The 15989-nt window shown below is 38.8% G+C and carries 16 protein-coding genes; 4 read left to right on the top strand and 12 right to left on the bottom strand.

Going from position 1 to position 15989, the window contains the following annotated elements:
* Positions 1-40: 40 nt before the first annotated feature.
* Genes pyc through ACQKN2_RS03600 form a run of 3 tightly spaced genes read right to left on the bottom strand, consistent with a single transcriptional unit; the run spans position 41 to position 5014 of the window.
* Entirely contained in the window at positions 41-3475 is a 3435-nt protein-coding gene (gene pyc / locus ACQKN2_RS03610; protein ID WP_427413729.1) for a pyruvate carboxylase, read from the bottom strand.
* A 12-nt stretch (positions 3476-3487) separates the two neighbouring features.
* Positions 3488-4672 carry an FtsW/RodA/SpoVE family cell cycle protein gene (locus ACQKN2_RS03605; protein WP_427413728.1) on the bottom strand — a complete coding sequence of 395 codons (1185 nt, stop codon included), beginning with the start codon at positions 4670-4672 and terminating at the stop codon, positions 3488-3490.
* Between the two features lie 60 nt (positions 4673-4732).
* Positions 4733-5014 (bottom strand): YlaN family protein, encoded by a 282-nt coding sequence (locus ACQKN2_RS03600; protein WP_079559730.1) that lies wholly within the window; start codon positions 5012-5014, stop codon positions 4733-4735.
* A 182-nt stretch (positions 5015-5196) separates the two neighbouring features.
* Between ACQKN2_RS03600 and ACQKN2_RS03595 the strand changes: the two genes are divergently transcribed.
* Complete coding sequence (locus ACQKN2_RS03595) at positions 5197-5697, top strand: peptidyl-prolyl cis-trans isomerase (RefSeq protein WP_427413727.1); 501 nt, start codon at positions 5197-5199, stop codon at positions 5695-5697.
* A gap of 11 nt (positions 5698-5708) precedes the next feature.
* Positions 5709-5912, top strand: a complete 204-nt coding sequence (locus ACQKN2_RS03590) for a YlaI family protein (RefSeq protein WP_079559728.1) — start codon at positions 5709-5711, stop codon at positions 5910-5912.
* 544 nt (positions 5913-6456) lie between these two features.
* Here the strand turns inward: ACQKN2_RS03590 and ACQKN2_RS03585 are convergent.
* The 5 genes from ACQKN2_RS03585 to typA all read right to left on the bottom strand — a co-directional run bounded on the left by ACQKN2_RS03585 (position 6457) and on the right by typA (position 11541).
* Positions 6457-7251 carry an ABC transporter permease gene (locus tag ACQKN2_RS03585; RefSeq protein WP_427413726.1) on the bottom strand — a complete coding sequence of 265 codons (795 nt, stop codon included), beginning with the start codon at positions 7249-7251 and terminating at the stop codon, positions 6457-6459.
* Positions 7244-8011, bottom strand: a complete 768-nt coding sequence (locus tag ACQKN2_RS03580; RefSeq protein WP_427413725.1) for an ABC transporter ATP-binding protein — start codon at positions 8009-8011, stop codon at positions 7244-7246. The genes ACQKN2_RS03585 and ACQKN2_RS03580 overlap by 8 nt, the downstream gene beginning before the upstream one ends.
* Before the next feature lies 1 nt (position 8012).
* On the bottom strand, positions 8013-9005 hold the full coding sequence (locus ACQKN2_RS03575; protein ID WP_323645330.1) for an ABC transporter substrate-binding protein: 993 nt from the start codon (positions 9003-9005) through the stop codon (positions 8013-8015).
* A 262-nt stretch (positions 9006-9267) separates the two neighbouring features.
* Positions 9268-9666: a YlaH-like family protein gene (locus tag ACQKN2_RS03570; RefSeq protein ID WP_427413724.1), complete on the bottom strand. Its 399-nt coding sequence runs from the start codon at positions 9664-9666 to the stop codon at positions 9268-9270.
* Between the two features lie 30 nt (positions 9667-9696).
* On the bottom strand, positions 9697-11541 hold the full coding sequence (gene typA / locus ACQKN2_RS03565) for a translational GTPase TypA (protein ID WP_427413723.1): 1845 nt from the start codon (positions 11539-11541) through the stop codon (positions 9697-9699).
* A gap of 138 nt (positions 11542-11679) precedes the next feature.
* On the opposite strand from typA, the gene ACQKN2_RS03560 reads away from it, so the two are divergent.
* Positions 11680-11865 carry a DUF5325 family protein gene (locus ACQKN2_RS03560; protein ID WP_079559722.1) on the top strand — a complete coding sequence of 62 codons (186 nt, stop codon included), beginning with the start codon at positions 11680-11682 and terminating at the stop codon, positions 11863-11865.
* A 57-nt stretch (positions 11866-11922) separates the two neighbouring features.
* Here the strand turns inward: ACQKN2_RS03560 and ACQKN2_RS03555 are convergent, their stop codons facing one another.
* Entirely contained in the window at positions 11923-12717 is a 795-nt protein-coding gene (locus ACQKN2_RS03555; RefSeq protein ID WP_427413722.1) for an inositol monophosphatase family protein, read from the bottom strand.
* A 238-nt stretch (positions 12718-12955) separates the two neighbouring features.
* On the bottom strand, positions 12956-13153 hold the full coding sequence (locus ACQKN2_RS03550) for a hypothetical protein (protein ID WP_370045985.1): 198 nt from the start codon (positions 13151-13153) through the stop codon (positions 12956-12958).
* A 126-nt stretch (positions 13154-13279) separates the two neighbouring features.
* Between ACQKN2_RS03550 and ACQKN2_RS03545 the strand changes: the two genes are divergently transcribed.
* A complete protein-coding gene (locus ACQKN2_RS03545; RefSeq protein ID WP_427413721.1) occupies positions 13280-13906 on the top strand; it encodes a YktB family protein in 627 nt (208 codons plus the stop codon).
* A gap of 761 nt (positions 13907-14667) precedes the next feature.
* On the opposite strand, the gene ACQKN2_RS03540 is transcribed toward ACQKN2_RS03545, so the two are convergent.
* On the bottom strand, positions 14668-14955 hold the full coding sequence (locus ACQKN2_RS03540; protein ID WP_079559718.1) for a UPF0223 family protein: 288 nt from the start codon (positions 14953-14955) through the stop codon (positions 14668-14670).
* 20 nt (positions 14956-14975) lie between these two features.
* A complete protein-coding gene (locus ACQKN2_RS03535; RefSeq protein ID WP_427413720.1) occupies positions 14976-15935 on the bottom strand; it encodes an NAD(P)H-dependent flavin oxidoreductase in 960 nt (319 codons plus the stop codon).
* Positions 15936-15989: the final 54 nt, after the last annotated feature.

Genomic DNA, 15989 nt, shown 5'->3' with positions numbered 1-15989 from the left:
TATGCTATAAAAGCCATCTAATAACCTTCTTTATTACTAATTATTCAATTTCAATTAACAAATCACCTGTTGAAATAGCATCGCCCGCATTAGCGTATACTTCTTTCACGATACCGTCTTTCGGTGCTTGGACGGTTGTTTCCATTTTCATCGCTTCGGTAATTAATAAATGATCCCCACGTTTTACATGGCTTCCTTTCGATACGACTACCTTTAAGACCGTACCAGGCATCGTTGCGCCAATTTGATTTGGATTGCTTGGGTCTGCTTTTAAAGCTAGACTGCCATCTACTTCGACAGTCATATCTTGAATCACTAGTTCACGAGATTGACCGTTTAGCTCAAAGTATATAACACGCGTACCATCGTGCTGCGGTTCGCCAATTGAAACAAGTTTAATGATTAGTGTTTTTCCTTTTTCGATCTCGACTTCGATTTCTTCGCCTAGTTTTAACCCGTAAAGGAATGTTGGCGTATCTAATACCGAAATATTGCCGAAGGAGTTCACTGTTTTTGCATACTCTTCAAACACTTTCGGATACAAAGCAAAAGCTAGCACATCCTGCTTTGTCACGGGACGATTTAATTTTTCCTCTAGTATCGCCTCTAGTTGCCCAAAATTCACAGGCTCTAGTAGCTCGCCAGGACGTACCGTAATTGCTTCACGATCCTTTAACACAACCTTTTGAAGTGCCTCTGGGAAGCCACCATGTGGTTGTCCTAAATAACCTTGGAAGAATTCAATCACAGAATCTGGGAAATCGATTGTTTGCCCTCTTGTTAGTACAGAGTTTTCATCTAAATCATTTTGCACCATAAATAACGCCATGTCACCGACTACTTTCGAAGATGGAGTTACTTTGACAATATCGCCAAATAGAAGGTTTACGCGGGAATACATACGCTTCACTTCTTCCCATCTATCCCCAAGGCCTACCGCTTTGGCTTGCTGCTGCAAGTTACTATACTGACCACCTGGCATTTCGTGGACATAAATTTCAGAATGCGGGCTAATCATGCCGCTTTCAAAATCCTTATAATATTTACGCACATCTTCCCAGTAGTACGATAACTTTTCAAGCGCATCGATATCGGCACGAACCTCACGCTTACCGCCCTTCATTGCATAATACAAGGAGTTTGCACTTGGCTGTGATGTTAAACCTGCCATTGAACCGAGCGCCGTATCAATGATATCTACCCCTGCTTCGGCCGCCTTGGCATATAAATAAATACCATTGCCACTTGTATCATGCGTATGCAGATGGATTGGCAGACTTGTCGTCTCTTTCAACTCTGAAATTAAACGATAGGCTGCTTCTGGCTTCAATAATCCTGCCATATCTTTTATCGCTAAAATATGAGCACCCGCTGCCTCCAGCTCTTTTGCCATTTCCTTGTAGTATTGAACTGAATATTTCGCTCTTGATTCATCAAAAATATCTCCTGTGTAACAAATCGAAGCTTCAGCAATTTTACCTGATTGACGTGCTGCATCAATGGCTACTTCCATTCCTTTAATCCAGTTCAAGCTATCGAAAATACGGAATACATCAATGCCTGATGCCGCTGATTCAGCGATAAACTCACGAATTAAATTGTCTGGGTAATTTGTGTAGCCAACTGCATTCGCACCGCGCAATAACATTTGGAATAGCACATTCGGTACTTGTTCACGTAGCTTGGCAAGACGCTCCCATGGGTCTTCTTTTAAGAAACGATATGCCACATCAAACGTCGCGCCTCCCCACATTTCAAGTGAGAAGAAATCATGCATCATACGCGCTGTTGCATCTGCAATTTCGAACATATCCTGTGAACGCACACGTGTTGCAAGAAGTGATTGGTGTGCATCTCGGAAAGTTGTATCCGTTAATAGCACATCCTCTTGCTCCAGAATCCATTTCACAAGCCCGTCTGCTCCTTGGGCATCTAAAATTTGCTTTGTCCCTGCCGGCGGAACGATTAATTTATCGACTTTTGGATTGCTTGGCTGTACAAAAATTGGTTTCGACTTCTTCTCTACACCAGGGAAGCCATTTAGCGTCACATTACCAATATAACTTAAGAGCTTTGTCCCACGGTCCTTGCGCTCAGGGAAATTAAATAATTCAGGTGTTGAATCGATAAAGCTCGTATCAAATGCACCCGTTAAAAATTTCTCGTGCGTTACAACATTATTTAAGAATGGAATATTCGTTTTCACCCCACGAATACGGAACTCTTTTAAATTTCGATCCATTTTTGCTGCGGCTTCTTTAAACGTCATCCCTGTCGTTGAAATTTTAACTAGTAGCGAATCATAGTACGGTGTTACTACAGCCCCTTGGAAACCATTACCGGCATCTAATCGAACGCCAAAACCACCGCTTGAACGGTACACCATGAGCTTCCCTGTATCTGGCATAAAATCATTAGCAGGGTCTTCCGTTGTGACACGCGCTTGAATCGCATAGCCGATCATTGGAATATCGGCCTGTTGTGGAATATGGATTTCCTCACTATGCAGACCGTAGCCTGCTGCCACTTTAATTTGGGCGTGCACAATATCAACGCCTGTAATCATTTCAGTAATCGTATGCTCTACTTGAATACGAGGGTTGACCTCGATGAAATAAAATTCATTGTCTGCAACCAAAAATTCTACTGTCCCTGCATTTATGTATGAGACATTTTTCATTAATTGAACCGCAGCATCGCAAATTCGGCTTCTTAAATCTTCCGAAATTGAATTAGATGGTGCGATTTCAACAACCTTTTGATGACGACGTTGAATCGAGCAATCACGTTCATATAAATGAATAATATTGCCCTGTTGATCGCCAATAATTTGGACTTCAATATGCTTTGGCTTAATAATAGCCTTTTCTACATACACCTCATCAGAGCCAAATGCTGCCTTCGCCTCTGATTTTGCACGTTCATAGGAGGAAGCTAGCTCCTCTTTAGTACGAACAAGGCGCATTCCACGACCACCGCCGCCTAGTGCTGCCTTAATCATAATTGGATAGTCATATGCGCTAGCAAAAGCTTCTACCTCTGCTAAATTAGCTACTGGACCATCTGTACCAGGAATAACAGGAATACCTGCAGCAATTGCTTGTTCACGCGCCTTCACCTTATCTCCAAACATATCTAAATGTTGGGAATTCGGCCCAATGAAAACAATCCCCTCTTCTTCACATCGACGTGCAAATTCTACGTTTTCTGATAAAAAGCCATAACCTGGATGAATCGCATCAACATTAGCATCTTTCGCGATCGTTATAATGCCCTCGATATCTAAATAAGCATCAATTGGTTTCTTGCCTGCTCCTACTAAATAGGCCTCATCTGCTTTAAAACGATGGAACGCCCCACTGTCCTCCCGCGAATAAATGGCTACAGTTTGGATATTCAACTCCGTACATGCACGGAAAATACGAATTGCAATTTCTCCTCGATTAGCAACGAGAATTTTGTTGATTGATTCCATTGATATCCCCCTTTATGATTGTGTCTTTCTCCTTTCTACCTTTTCAAACATAGAAACATTGATTAATATTCCCATCGCTAAAGATAGAATAATTATAGATGTCCCGCCATAGCTAATAAAAGGTAGCGTTACACCGGTTAACGGGATTAACCCTGTTACACCCCCAAGATTGATAAACGTTTGCCAGCCAATCCAGCTCGCAATTCCAGCCGTAATCATACGTGCTAGTGGATCTTTCGTACGCAACGCAATCGAAAATCCTTTATATACAATAAACCCTAAACCACCTAAAACGATAAGAACTCCCCAAATTCCTAGTTCCTCCATAATAATCGCCATAATAAAATCGGTTTGTGGTTCAGGTAAATACCCCAATTTTTGAATTGACTGACCGAGACCTCTTCCTTCTAAACCGCCTCCGCCAATGGCATAATAACTATTGACAACTTGGTGACCACTACCAGTCTCATACTCAAACGGATTAATGTATGATTTAAGACGTCCCAAACGGTTTGTCGTTAACATATTTCCTTTAAACAGCATTAGTATACCAAAGATGACTCCTCCAAACGCTCCTAATACCCCAAAAAACTTCCAAAATGTTTTAAATGGAATGCCACTCGCTGCTACAACACAAACAGCAATTCCACATAGAATAATACTTGCTCCCAAGTCGGTTTCAAATGCTACACCAGCAACAACAAGAATCCAAAGGAATATAGGATAAAATATTTCCTTTGGTTGTAGCTTTTCAAGCGTATATTTTTGTCCTTTCCGATAAAAAGCTGCCGCAAAATATAAAATGATAAATAGCTTCGCATATTCAGAAGGCTGAAAATTACCAAGACCCGGAACATGTATCCAACTTTGAGAACCTATCCCTGCCTCATCACCATTACCAGCAACTTTTACCCAAGTAAATAGGACAACTAGCACAGCCGTCAGTAACAACATAACTTTTTTATTCGCATAATGCTTATACGGGAAAAATGCCGCTACTAAAAATCCAAGAAAAGCTACAATTAAATTAATGACTTGCTTGTGATAATAGAAATCTGGTTCTTGTCCTTTTTGTGCAATCGCCACCATCATACTGGAGCTATAAATCATTACTAATCCAAATAAGCTTAGTAATAGAACAGTAAAAAACAATGGATAATCAAAATTTTGTGCATAACGTTTTAAGTATTGTTTCATCGGAAAACCTCATTCTAGAAAAAAAACTCAAATCGCAAATTGCGTTTGAGTTTTTTCTTTTTATTTGTCTGTATACGCGTCATGTAGTACAGAAAGTTCTTTCTCGAGTGAATCGAGAATTTCTTTGCCTTTTTCGCGTTCAATGAGTCCAAGCTTCACAGCAAATTCAATTTCACGTGAAAGGCCGAACATTTGTGTATCTAATACTTCTTCATATAGAGGGCATTGTGGCATTGTTAAATGATCCATTTGTACTCGAATGAGGCGAGCAATTTTATCTGCATCAGCAACTAAAAGCTCCAAAGCCTTCTCTTGAAAAGAAGTTTGTGATTTAGTATCCATGAGGACGCCCCCATTATCTGATATTTCTTCGATTCTATCTTAATAAAGTTTATCTTTTAGTCGTTAAAAATGCAAGTGTCTACATTGGAAAATAGAGAAATCGAATTATATTTCTTTATTATCTCTAGTCATTAGCGTTATACTATTTCATGGATATACAAGATTTAAGGAGGATTTCTATTATGGAAACAATAATTCCTATCAAGGGCGCAGTTACATTCCAATTAACATTAGATCCCACTGTTTGGATTTTCGATGATCGTAAATTAGATTTAAAAACGTACTTCGATACAAAAGAGGTTGAGGAAGATTCAGATATTAAATATATGCGTGAGGTAGGTGCTCACTGGTCACGTGAGATTATGGAAGGAGCTACTTTCCCACCAACATTGAAATCAGAACGAAAATTTGACCGCAAAGGGATGGAAACAGGTACTTTCGGAATCGAATTAAGTCACTTCTTGAAAAATGCTGATATCAAACCTGAAGCAACAACAATCGTCATTGAATGTGAGGATAGCAAAGAATATCCATTTACAATCGAAGAAGCTTATACATTAATTTTAAAATATAGCCAAGATGGGAAGCCATTAATGGAAGATGGTCCTGTTCATGTGCTATTTAGAGACGGTTCAAATGTAGACAACCCTATCAAAAATGTATTAGCTATTCGTGCTGAGTAGGAGGGAATGCAATGCGCGTAAAGTGCGTTATTTGCGATACTATTAACAATTTAGATGATAATTTACCGTTAGCAAAAAAATTACGCAATCGACCAATTCATACGTATATGTGTGAAACATGTCATGACCGTATTGAAGATAATACCGTCGCACGCATTGAAACAGGAAATTTCCGTTTTTATCGTACTTCACCACAGATGGATAAAGAATTTTAACTGCAACAAAAAGAGGTGACTCATTATTTGAGACACCTCTTTTATGTTGTTTAAAACTATTGTGTCAATGAAATTAAGGTGTCCTATTAAATAAAGAATGTATGCTCTTCGGCAAAACGAGGGGTTGATTTCCGTTCCGGCTGGGCGCTTTCCTGGAGGGCGTCGGGCCAACACGAGGTTGGTCACGAAGGCGTTATCACAGGACGTGATGCTTTTAGCCTTCGTTCCCCTATCGCTGATCCCCAAGGAGTCGCCTAGCCTTCACTTCAATCAACCACTTCACATAACATACGTTTTAACAAAAATGATATCCAACTTTTTAGTTTTATCGGAACACTTTCGGGAATTATCGCCCAACTTTTAAATTTTATCGATAAACTTTCACGTTTTATCACCCAACTTTTAATTTTTATCGACATCCACCTTCCAAAGAGTAAAAGCGCGAGAAATCAATTTTAGAAACGTTGATTTTTCGCGCTTTTCTGATGTGAAATTTTTAAATTTTGTTTTAAAAATATACCTATGTCCTAGCCTCTTTAACCTTTTAACCATTATTTTTTACAATCGCCTTCTCAATCAACTCGACAACCTGATACATAATCGTCGCAAAAAAGGCGATGATGAGAAGTGACATAAGCACAAGATTAAAATTAAACACCTGGAAGCCATAAATAATTAAATAACCAAGCCCTTTTGAGGCAACTAAAAATTCACCAACTATGACACCTACCCAAGAAAGTCCTACATTTACTTTCAAAGTAGAAATAATCGTTGGGAAGGAAGCAGGTAAAATAACTTCTCTAAAAGTTTGCCACCTGGTTGCCCCAAAAGTTTGTAATACTTTGCTGTAATTTGGATCAACCCCTTTAAAAGCCGTATAAACTACGATCGTTGTAATAATGATTGAAATCAACGCACCCATCGCGACAATCGAAAAATAACCCGGACCAAGGGCGACTATTAATATTGGTCCTAAAGCAACTTTCGGCATGGCGTTTAAAATGACTAAATATGGATCAAGTACCTTCGATACCATCGGTGACCACCACAATACGATTGCTATTAATGTACCTATTAGTGTGCCAGCAATAAAGCCAATAATTGTTTCCATTAAAGTAACGCCAACGTGAAGTGTTAACGTACCATCGCTCACTTTTTCTACTAATGTGTGCCAGACACGCGTCGGTGAACTAAAAATTAAACGGTCAATCCATCCAAATCTTGAAAGAAGCTCCCACCCACCGAAAAATACAAGTAAGATGATAAGCTGATATAATCGAACATAGCGCTTTTCTTTTTTTAGCATTTGCTGATACTGTTTAAACATTGTATTATCCAAGACTCTCCAGCTCCTTCCAAATAATTTGGAATATGTCAGAATAAGCCGGATGTTGTCGAACATCAAAAGATGAAAGCTCTTGTAACTCTGAAGGTATTTCAAATACTTTATGCAATGTACCTGGATTTGCAGAAAATAGAAATACTCGTTCACTCATCGCAATGGCTTCACCAATATCATGTGTCACAAGAATTGCAGTTTTTTGATAGGCCTTTAACGTTTCAACAACTAAATCCTCCAGTTTTAATTTAGACTGATAATCAAGTGCCGAAAATGGTTCATCTAGCAATAAAATTTTAGGGTCCACCGCTAAAGTTCTTGCAAGTGCTACTCGTTGACGCATGCCACCCGATAACTCTCTCGGATAGTTGTTCCCTACATGCGGTAAACCAATTTCTTGCAAAAGTGCATTTGCAGTTACTTTATGAGTTTTACTGCTTCGCTCCATGATTTTCAAACCAATCGTGACATTTTCTTCGATGGTTTTCCAAGGAAATAAATAATCTTGCTGAAGCATGTAACCAATGAGCGACTGATTGTGTGTTGCAGTTTCCTCACCATCGATATATACTTTGCCTTCTGTAGACGAAAATAAACCCGCAATTATTGATAATAACGTTGTTTTCCCACATCCACTCGGTCCTATAAAAGAAACAAACTCACCTTTACGAATATCTAAATTAATATCACGTAAAACTTCCTTTGCCTGCGTTTTCGAAAAATAACTATGGTGAATATTTTCTACTTTTAAAAATTCCATCTTACTCAGCTGCCTTTTTAGCAAAGGTTGTATTCACAAGCTTTTCATAATCCACCCGTTGAGGAAGTTCACCAGCTTCTCCCATAATCGTTTGCAAGTTATCCCATTCCCCCTTATCCAAAATAGGATCTGTAGCATAGGAACCTTGTGATTTATAACGCTCTACCACTGTTTCGATTAATCCAATATCTACATTTTCAAAGTATGGCTGAATAATTTTCGCTATTTCTGCTGCACTCGATTTTTGTACAAAATCCTGTGCTCGCTTCAATGCATTTGTGAAACCTTGAACTGTCTTCGCTTTGTCCTTTAAATAGCTGCTTTTCGCCATAAACGATGTATACGGCAATTGCCCAGATTCAGTACCAAACGAAGCTACAATATAGCCCTTACCTTCTTTCTCAAACATGCTTGCTGTCGGCTCAAATAGTTGTACATAGTCCCCTGTTCCAGAAGCAAAGGCTGTAGAAATATTAGCAAAATCAATGTTTTGAATGAGTTTCAAATCATTGGCAGTGTTAATGCCATGCTTTTTCAGTACGAACTCACCAGCCATTTGTGGCATTCCACCTTTACGCTGCCCTAAAAATGTAGAGCCCTTCAATTGATCCCATGAAAAATTATCCATCTTTTCACGTGCAACTAAAAATGTACCATCTGTTTGTGTTAACTGCGCAAAGTTTTGAATCGGGTCATTGGAGCCTTGGAGCGTTACATATATTGAAGTTTCCGATCCAACTAAGGCGATATCAATTCCATCTGATAGTAATGCTGTCATTGTCTTATCGCCACCCGCAATTGTTTGTAGCTCAACGGAAAGCCCTTCATCCTTGAAGAATCCTTTTTCAAGTGCTACATACTGCGGCGCATAGAAAATTGAGCGCGTCACTTCTCCAACTTTAACTTTTTCAAGCTCCGTTTTATTACACGCTGTCAACGAAAGAAGTAACAAAGCGACAACACTAAATAGTAAACCTTTTTTAAGCCAACGCATTCCATTTCCTCCTTGATCGATGAAAATAAGCCTATCGACATTAACTTATTCACACTAGAAGATTTCGGTGCCAATCAATTTAGGTTTTAGAGACACAATCGACTGAAAATGGGTTCCGTAGCCAATCGTTTATATGTAGATGGCTTAAAACGATAAAATTTTTTACTATACCAAATAAAACAGCCTTAGCAAATTAATGCTAAGGCTGTTTTATTACTTAAAAACTCGATACAAGTTTCACGGTATAGGAGCCAAGCTACTCTCATTGATTGGCAGCTTGTTGCTCTTCTCTTTTTTCACGCCACATACGTGTTTTATATACAATCAAAATTAACGCCGCTACGATGAGACCCTCAATCATAGGTAGGAATAACGCGAAAAATGTCAACATAATACATCCCAGGAATAGGAACGCATAAATGACAATATTTTGAGATAGCTTTAACTTCTTTGCAAAGCCTAATTTATAGACAATTGCAGAAAGTACAAATACAAGAAGAAATACAACGAAGCCTGCAATGTCATAGCTCGGTAAATTTTCATATAAAAATCTTGTTATACCAGCCATTCTCTCATAAACCTTTGTTGTTTCCTCTGTATTTGTTGATGCAGCAACTTGAATAACATTTAGTTCACCCAATAAAGCGGACTTTATATCCAAGACTCCTCTTCCTTTCATGTCAGCGGAAAATTATTGTTCTGCGTTACGTATTTTTTTCGCTGCTTTCTCACGTTCGTTTTTATCTAGAATTTGTTTACGAAGGCGAATAGATTCTGGTGTGATTTCTAAGTACTCGTCATCACCTAAGTATTCAAGCGCTTCTTCTAGTGATAGAATACGTGGCTTTTTAATAACATTCGTTTGGTCTTTGTTTGCTGAACGGATGTTTGTTTTTTGTTTCATTTTTGTGATGTTTACAGTGATATCAGCGTCACGAGTATTTTCTCCAACGATCATACCTTCGTAAATATCTGTACCTGGCTCCAAGAACAGTGTACCACGGTCTTCAATTTGCATCATACCATAAGTTGTTGATTTACCAGTTTCCATTGAAACTAGTACACCTTGGTGACGGCCACCAATTTTTCCTGTTATTAATGGTTGATAGCAATCGAACGTATGGTTGATAATACCGAAACCTTTTGTCATCGACATGAATTCAGTTGTATAACCGATTAATCCACGAGCTGGTACTAAGAACGTTAAACGAACTTGACCACTGCCGTTGTTCACCATATCAAGCATTTCACCTTTACGTGTACCAATTGATTCAATAATTGAACCAACATTTTCTTCAGGCACATCGATTTGAACGCGTTCGAAAGGTTCACATTTCACGCCGTCGATTTCACGCACGATTACTTGTGGTTTTGACACTTGTAATTCGAAGCCTTCACGACGCATGTTTTCGATAAGGATAGATAAGTGAAGCTCCCCACGACCTGAAACTGTCCAAGCATCTGGAGAATCAGTATCTTCAACACGTAAAGATACGTCTGTTTGTAATTGAGCACGTAAACGCTCTTCTACTTTACGAGAAGTAACCCATTTCCCTTCACGACCTGCGAATGGAGAATTGTTTACTAAGAAAGTCATTTGTAAAGTTGGCTCATCAATACGTAATGGCGTTAGCGCTTCTGGGTGCTCAACAGGGCAAACTGTTTCACCAACGTTGATGTCTTCCATACCTGAAACGGCGATTAAGTCACCAGCTTTTGCTGTCTCAACTTCTTCACGTTTTAAGCCGAAGAAACCAAAGATTTTCGTTACACGGAAGTTTTTCACTGTTCCGTCTAACTTCATAAGAGATACTTGTTGACCTACAGAAATTGTTCCGCGGAATACGCGACCAATACCGATACGTCCAACGAAGTCATTATAGTCAAGTAAAGCTACTTGGAATTGTAATGGATCTTCTGAGTTATCAATTGGTGCTGGAATAGCTTCAATAATTTTCTCAAATAGACATTTCATATCTGCTTCTTGCTTAGATGGATCAGCGTCTAAAGAAGCTGTACCATTTACACCTGAAGCATAGACAACAGGGAAGTCTAATTGATCTTCATCTGCACCTAGTTCAATGAATAATTCAAGTACTTCATCTACTACTTCTAGTGGACGAGCTGAATCTTTGTCTACTTTATTAACAACAACGATTGGTGTTAAACGTTGTTCTAATGCTTTTTTCAACACAAAACGTGTTTGTGGCATACAACCCTCATACGCATCGACAACTAGTACAACGCCATCTACCATTTTTAAAATACGTTCTACCTCACCACCGAAGTCAGCGTGTCCAGGCGTATCAAGGATGTTGATACGAGTTCCTTCATAGTTTACTGCTGTATTTTTAGCTAAAATCGTAATACCACGTTCGCGTTCAATATCATTAGAGTCCATTGCACGTTCTTCAACACGTTCGTTTGAACGGAATGTACCTGATTGTTTTAGTAATTGGTCGACTAAAGTAGTTTTACCATGGTCAACGTGTGCGATAATTGCGATATTGCGAAGATCTTGACGTAAGTTTGTCATTATTCCACTCCATATTCTTTTTTCGAATGTTTAACTGTGATATTATAGCACAAGAAGGATAGAAATGTCCTTATTAGAATTTTCCTCATTCTAAAAAATATATTTGATTTACAAATTTTTAATATAGGAGGCTCGGCTATGAATCGTGCAAAATTCGTAATGGCCATCTACGCATTAGCAGCTGTTTTAGCAATGTGTTCTATCGGGTATTCAGTGGCAATTAGCAGTGTATTAGGTATAATAGCAGGCATTGTGGCTACTTGTGTCATTTTCATGACAGCCTTTAAAATGAAACGCAAACTACGTGAGCAAGGCTTACTTTAATAAGAGTTGATTGCTTAAGTAAGAAGGAGCCTGTCTAAAAAATAGACGGCTCCTTTTTTATTCATAAGGTACAATATAATTTTCTAATAGCTCTTTGTGTATAGATGGATTGGCAATGATAAACGTATCCTGATGCAAGAAATCAAAGCCCTCTCCATGTAGATTAGTGGTGATGGCACCTACTTCCTTAGCGATAATAGTACCCCCAGCAATATCCCATGGTGATAGTCGCATCGATACATAAGCATCTAGTTTACCACTGACAACAAACGCTATTTCCATTGCGGCTGAACCATATGACCGCGTACCGCGTACTTTCCGAATCATTTCAATAACTTTTTCATGGTGAATATGTCGATTGGGTGCTACCCAATGAGCGTTTATACCAATGACCGATTCCTCCATTTTGACTGACTGCAATTTACGTAATGGTGAGTCATTGTACCATGCCCCTTTACCCGCAATAGCATAAAATAAATCTTCACGCATGACATCAAATATGTAACCTAGCTTGCCTACCCCATTAACAAAAATACCGATAGAAATCATAAAATGACGATGTTGCTTCACAAAATTCATCGTGCCATCGATTGGATCAATAATCCATACAACACCTTCTAACGACTCTACTTTCTCTCCCATTCCCTCTTCCCCTAAAATTTTGTGGGTTGGATCGAAACTTCGTATTTTTTCGATAAAAAATAATTCTGTTTCACGGTCAATATTTGTGACAAGGTCATTGGCATTTGATTTTGTCTCAATAACTAAATTGTACGAAAAGGCCTCCCGAATACGTCTTCCCGCTTCAAATATAATACTTTTCGCAAACTGATCAATTTGTTGTAAATCCATAAAAACCCACCCTTCGATTATAAGAAAAGGCCTCATACATTTAGCAAAGCTTTTTAACTTTCTCACTACTTAAGGCTTGATTTCTCATGACGTTTTGTTAATACGTAGCACCTAATACTTCCTTGAAAATATAACTTCCCATTATGATATACTGTCTATTTTACCCTTTATAGCAATAAAAATCACCTGCTGTCGGAATATTCAGCAAGTGATTTTTCAAATCGGTATAAAATTTTGACTACGCATAGGCGTGCAAGCTATCAAGTTCAAGCTGAATTTCAGCCAGACGTTTTTTACTTTTTTCAATTTCAAACTCATTTTTTTCATTCATTGCCGAAAAGAGCGAGGCTAATTCATAATCTAATTCTAATTGTAAAATGTGTTCATATTGCTTTTCAATGTCGACTTTACGTATAATTTTTACGATAGGTTTCATAAAAATCACTTCCTTTATTTTATTTTTTCACAATAACTTATCATCTTCGGTAAAGTTCTTGTTATAAGATTTTTTCCCATTTTCGTAATAAAATAAACCTTATAAATCGAAAGGAGTTAATAAAAAATGACGAAAATAAAATGGACGAATAAAGACTTCAATGTTTTTCAAATAGACGGATTAGAACAAAGAATGGGTGCCTTAAATGAATGTGTACGACCGAAATTCCAAATTCTAGGAGAGGATTTTTCTTCCTTCTTTTCAAGTCATCTTGGAGAAGAATTTTATCCTCATGTTGCGAAGCATGCACGTAGAACAGTAAATCCCCCGAATGACAGCTGGGTTGCCTTCGCTCCGTATAAAAGAGGTTATAAATCATTACCTCACTTTCAGATTGGTCTTTGGAGCACACATTTATTCATCGTCTTAGCTATTATTTATGAAGCTCCACAAAAAAATGTGATGGCGGAACGTTTAATCGCCAACAGAGCAATGCTACAGCAACTTCCTGATGATTTCATTGTCTCTGGAGATCACATGTCTCCAGCAGCAATCACCATGCAAGATGCAAAGGAAGACAAGCTAGATGAATTACTTGTTCGTTTACGTGATGTTAAAAAAGGTGAGTTTTTAGTAGGTCGACATATTCCAAAAGATCAAGCGATCAAGCTGTCAGCTAGTGAACTTCACCAATTAACGGAAGAAACCTTTAGCCGTTTACTCCCTATTTATAACATCATTGTTGGAAAATAAAGTTTGACGGATTGTGCTTCATGCTTGGTGGCATAATAACTAAAAATAATTTTCAATAACAAAACCTTATATTTATATATTGTGGAAAATTTACGTTATTATCCCTAGCAAATGAAAATTTGTTAGGGGAATATTCTGGATGAGAGTTTGAAGGAATTATTATTTTTTCTCTGATTTTCAAAAAAATTGAAAAAGTTTTATATTGTTTAAGTAGTATATGAAACACGCTTATTTTTAACACTGCGATAGGGTAAAGCGATCAGAAAAAAAATAGTCAAGAAGCATGCTTGTGAAGCGGTTGATTGGAGCGGAGACTGGGCGACTCCTTGGGGATTAGCGATAGAGGAACAAAGGCTAAGAGCATCACGTCCTGTGATAACGCCTTCGTGACCAACACCCTGTTGCTGCCGCTGCGTTGCACTACGCTTTCGCACAGAAAACATTTGTTGGCCCGACGCCCCCAGGAAGCTTTGCTCTGTGCGAAAGCGTAGCGACAGCAATTGTTTTATCTGTGCGAAAGCGTAGCGACAGCAACAACAAATGTTTTATCTGCGCGATAGCGAAGCGGCAGCGACAAAGCGCCCAGTCGGAGCGGAAATCAACCCCTCGTTTTGCCGGAGGGTCATCTGAATTGACACCCGGCAGCATACTTTTACAAAAAAATTTAAGTAATTTCACATAGAAAAGCGCAAGAAATCAACGTTTCTACAATTGATTTCTAGCGCTTTTTAAGTTTTGACCAGTTTTTTCCCAGTCTCTTTTTATCTACGTTGCTTCGGGGCAACTTTAATAATTGTGCCATCAGTTGCATCTTTTGTTTGTTTCACAACAGGATAACTGACATAGCCACTTGCTTCTTCAAATTCACGGAAAATTGTTTTTTCCTCGGCCTGTGAAGGAACAATTTCTTTAAAACGACGATATTTCGCCATCATCACTTCACGCTTAATGCCTTTTTCATAAGCTTGTTCAATTCCTTCAAAAAATTGGACAACATCAACAATTTCCTCAGTTGACCAATCCGTTGAAAACGGATAAGAGTATTCCATTGGACATAACCACCTTTATGTTACTGACCCCATTTTACCCGGATACTTTCTGCTTCTGCAAGCATTCGAGTAATAAGGTCCTCGACTGTTGGAATATCATGAATCATTCCTGTAACTTGTCCAGCCCAGCCAATGCCTTCTTCTTTTTCGCCCTCATAAATAAAACGTTTATTTGCTTTCCCGCTAATATAATCTTTTAATGCCTCATACGTAGGTGTAGTGCGTTCAATTTCTAAAATCTTTTCCGTAAATTCACTGCGTAACGCTCTTGCTGGTGCACCTATAGAGCGTTTTATAACAGTCGTATCTGCCTCGGTGCTTGCAACTAATGCTTCTTTATAAGCCTCAGAGGCATCAACACATTCCTTTGTCGCTATAAAACGCGTCCCCATTTCAATTCCCTCTGCTCCTAGTGCATGAGCTGCCATCCAGCCACGGCCATCACCAATACCACCAGAGGCAATGACAGGTATTTTCACACTATCTACAACCTGTGGCACGAGCACCATAGTCCCTATATCATCGCGTCCAAGATGACCTCCGCCCTCTTGCCCAACAACCATAACAGCATTTGCACCTAGTTCTTCAGCCTTTTGAGCTTGTCTACGTGCAGCAACAAGAACTAGTTTTTTAATATCCGTTCCTTCCAAAATATCAAAAATAGGTGCAGGATTCCCGCCAGTCATTGTAACAACGGGTACTTTTTCTTCCACCGCAACGCGCACCATATCCTCATAACCAGTGCCATACATACCAATTGCAAAATTTACACCAAACGGTTTATCCGTTAATGTTCGTACTTTATGAATTTCTGCGCGCAATAAGTCAGGATCCCGTAAACTCATTGCTGTTATTTGCCCTAGCCCTCCAGCATTCGACACAGCAGCTGCTAAATCAGCATAGGCTAAATAGGCTAATCCCCCTTGAATAATTGGATATTTAATATTTAAAAGCTCCGTCACACGTGTATTCCAATTCATAATACCTCCCCTTTCCTACGATACTAATTTCTCGAAATTATAAAAAAATCCTTT

The sequence above is a fragment of the Lysinibacillus sp. NPDC093688 genome (genome assembly GCF_050280145.1).
GTDB classification, from domain to species: Bacteria; Bacillota; Bacilli; order Bacillales_A; family Planococcaceae; genus Lysinibacillus; species Lysinibacillus xylanilyticus_B.
The sequence above is the reverse complement of the archived record's forward strand: the minus strand, read 5'-3'. Positions and strand labels throughout refer to the sequence as shown.

What these genes read in the sequence shown, in the direction of transcription:
- pyc (WP_427413729.1), bottom strand. Translation starts at nt 3,475, where the DNA reads ATGGAATCAATCAACAAAATTCTCGTTGCTAATCGAGGAGAAATTGCA.
- ACQKN2_RS03605 (WP_427413728.1), bottom strand. Translation starts at nt 4,672, where the DNA reads ATGAAACAATACTTAAAACGTTATGCACAAAATTTTGATTATCCATTG.
- ACQKN2_RS03600 (WP_079559730.1), bottom strand. Translation starts at nt 5,014, where the DNA reads ATGGATACTAAATCACAAACTTCTTTTCAAGAGAAGGCTTTGGAGCTT.
- ACQKN2_RS03595 (WP_427413727.1), top strand. Translation starts at nt 5,197, where the DNA reads ATGGAAACAATAATTCCTATCAAGGGCGCAGTTACATTCCAATTAACA.
- ACQKN2_RS03590 (WP_079559728.1), top strand. Translation starts at nt 5,709, where the DNA reads ATGCGCGTAAAGTGCGTTATTTGCGATACTATTAACAATTTAGATGAT.
- ACQKN2_RS03580 (WP_427413725.1), bottom strand. Translation starts at nt 8,011, where the DNA reads ATGGAATTTTTAAAAGTAGAAAATATTCACCATAGTTATTTTTCGAAA.
- ACQKN2_RS03575 (WP_323645330.1), bottom strand. Translation starts at nt 9,005, where the DNA reads ATGCGTTGGCTTAAAAAAGGTTTACTATTTAGTGTTGTCGCTTTGTTA.
- typA (WP_427413723.1), bottom strand. Translation starts at nt 11,541, where the DNA reads ATGACAAACTTACGTCAAGATCTTCGCAATATCGCAATTATCGCACAC.
- ACQKN2_RS03560 (WP_079559722.1), top strand. Translation starts at nt 11,680, where the DNA reads ATGAATCGTGCAAAATTCGTAATGGCCATCTACGCATTAGCAGCTGTT.
- ACQKN2_RS03555 (WP_427413722.1), bottom strand. Translation starts at nt 12,717, where the DNA reads ATGGATTTACAACAAATTGATCAGTTTGCGAAAAGTATTATATTTGAA.
- ACQKN2_RS03550 (WP_370045985.1), bottom strand. Translation starts at nt 13,153, where the DNA reads ATGAAACCTATCGTAAAAATTATACGTAAAGTCGACATTGAAAAGCAA.
- ACQKN2_RS03545 (WP_427413721.1), top strand. Translation starts at nt 13,280, where the DNA reads ATGACGAAAATAAAATGGACGAATAAAGACTTCAATGTTTTTCAAATA.
- ACQKN2_RS03540 (WP_079559718.1), bottom strand. Translation starts at nt 14,955, where the DNA reads ATGGAATACTCTTATCCGTTTTCAACGGATTGGTCAACTGAGGAAATT.
- ACQKN2_RS03535 (WP_427413720.1), bottom strand. Translation starts at nt 15,935, where the DNA reads ATGAATTGGAATACACGTGTGACGGAGCTTTTAAATATTAAATATCCA.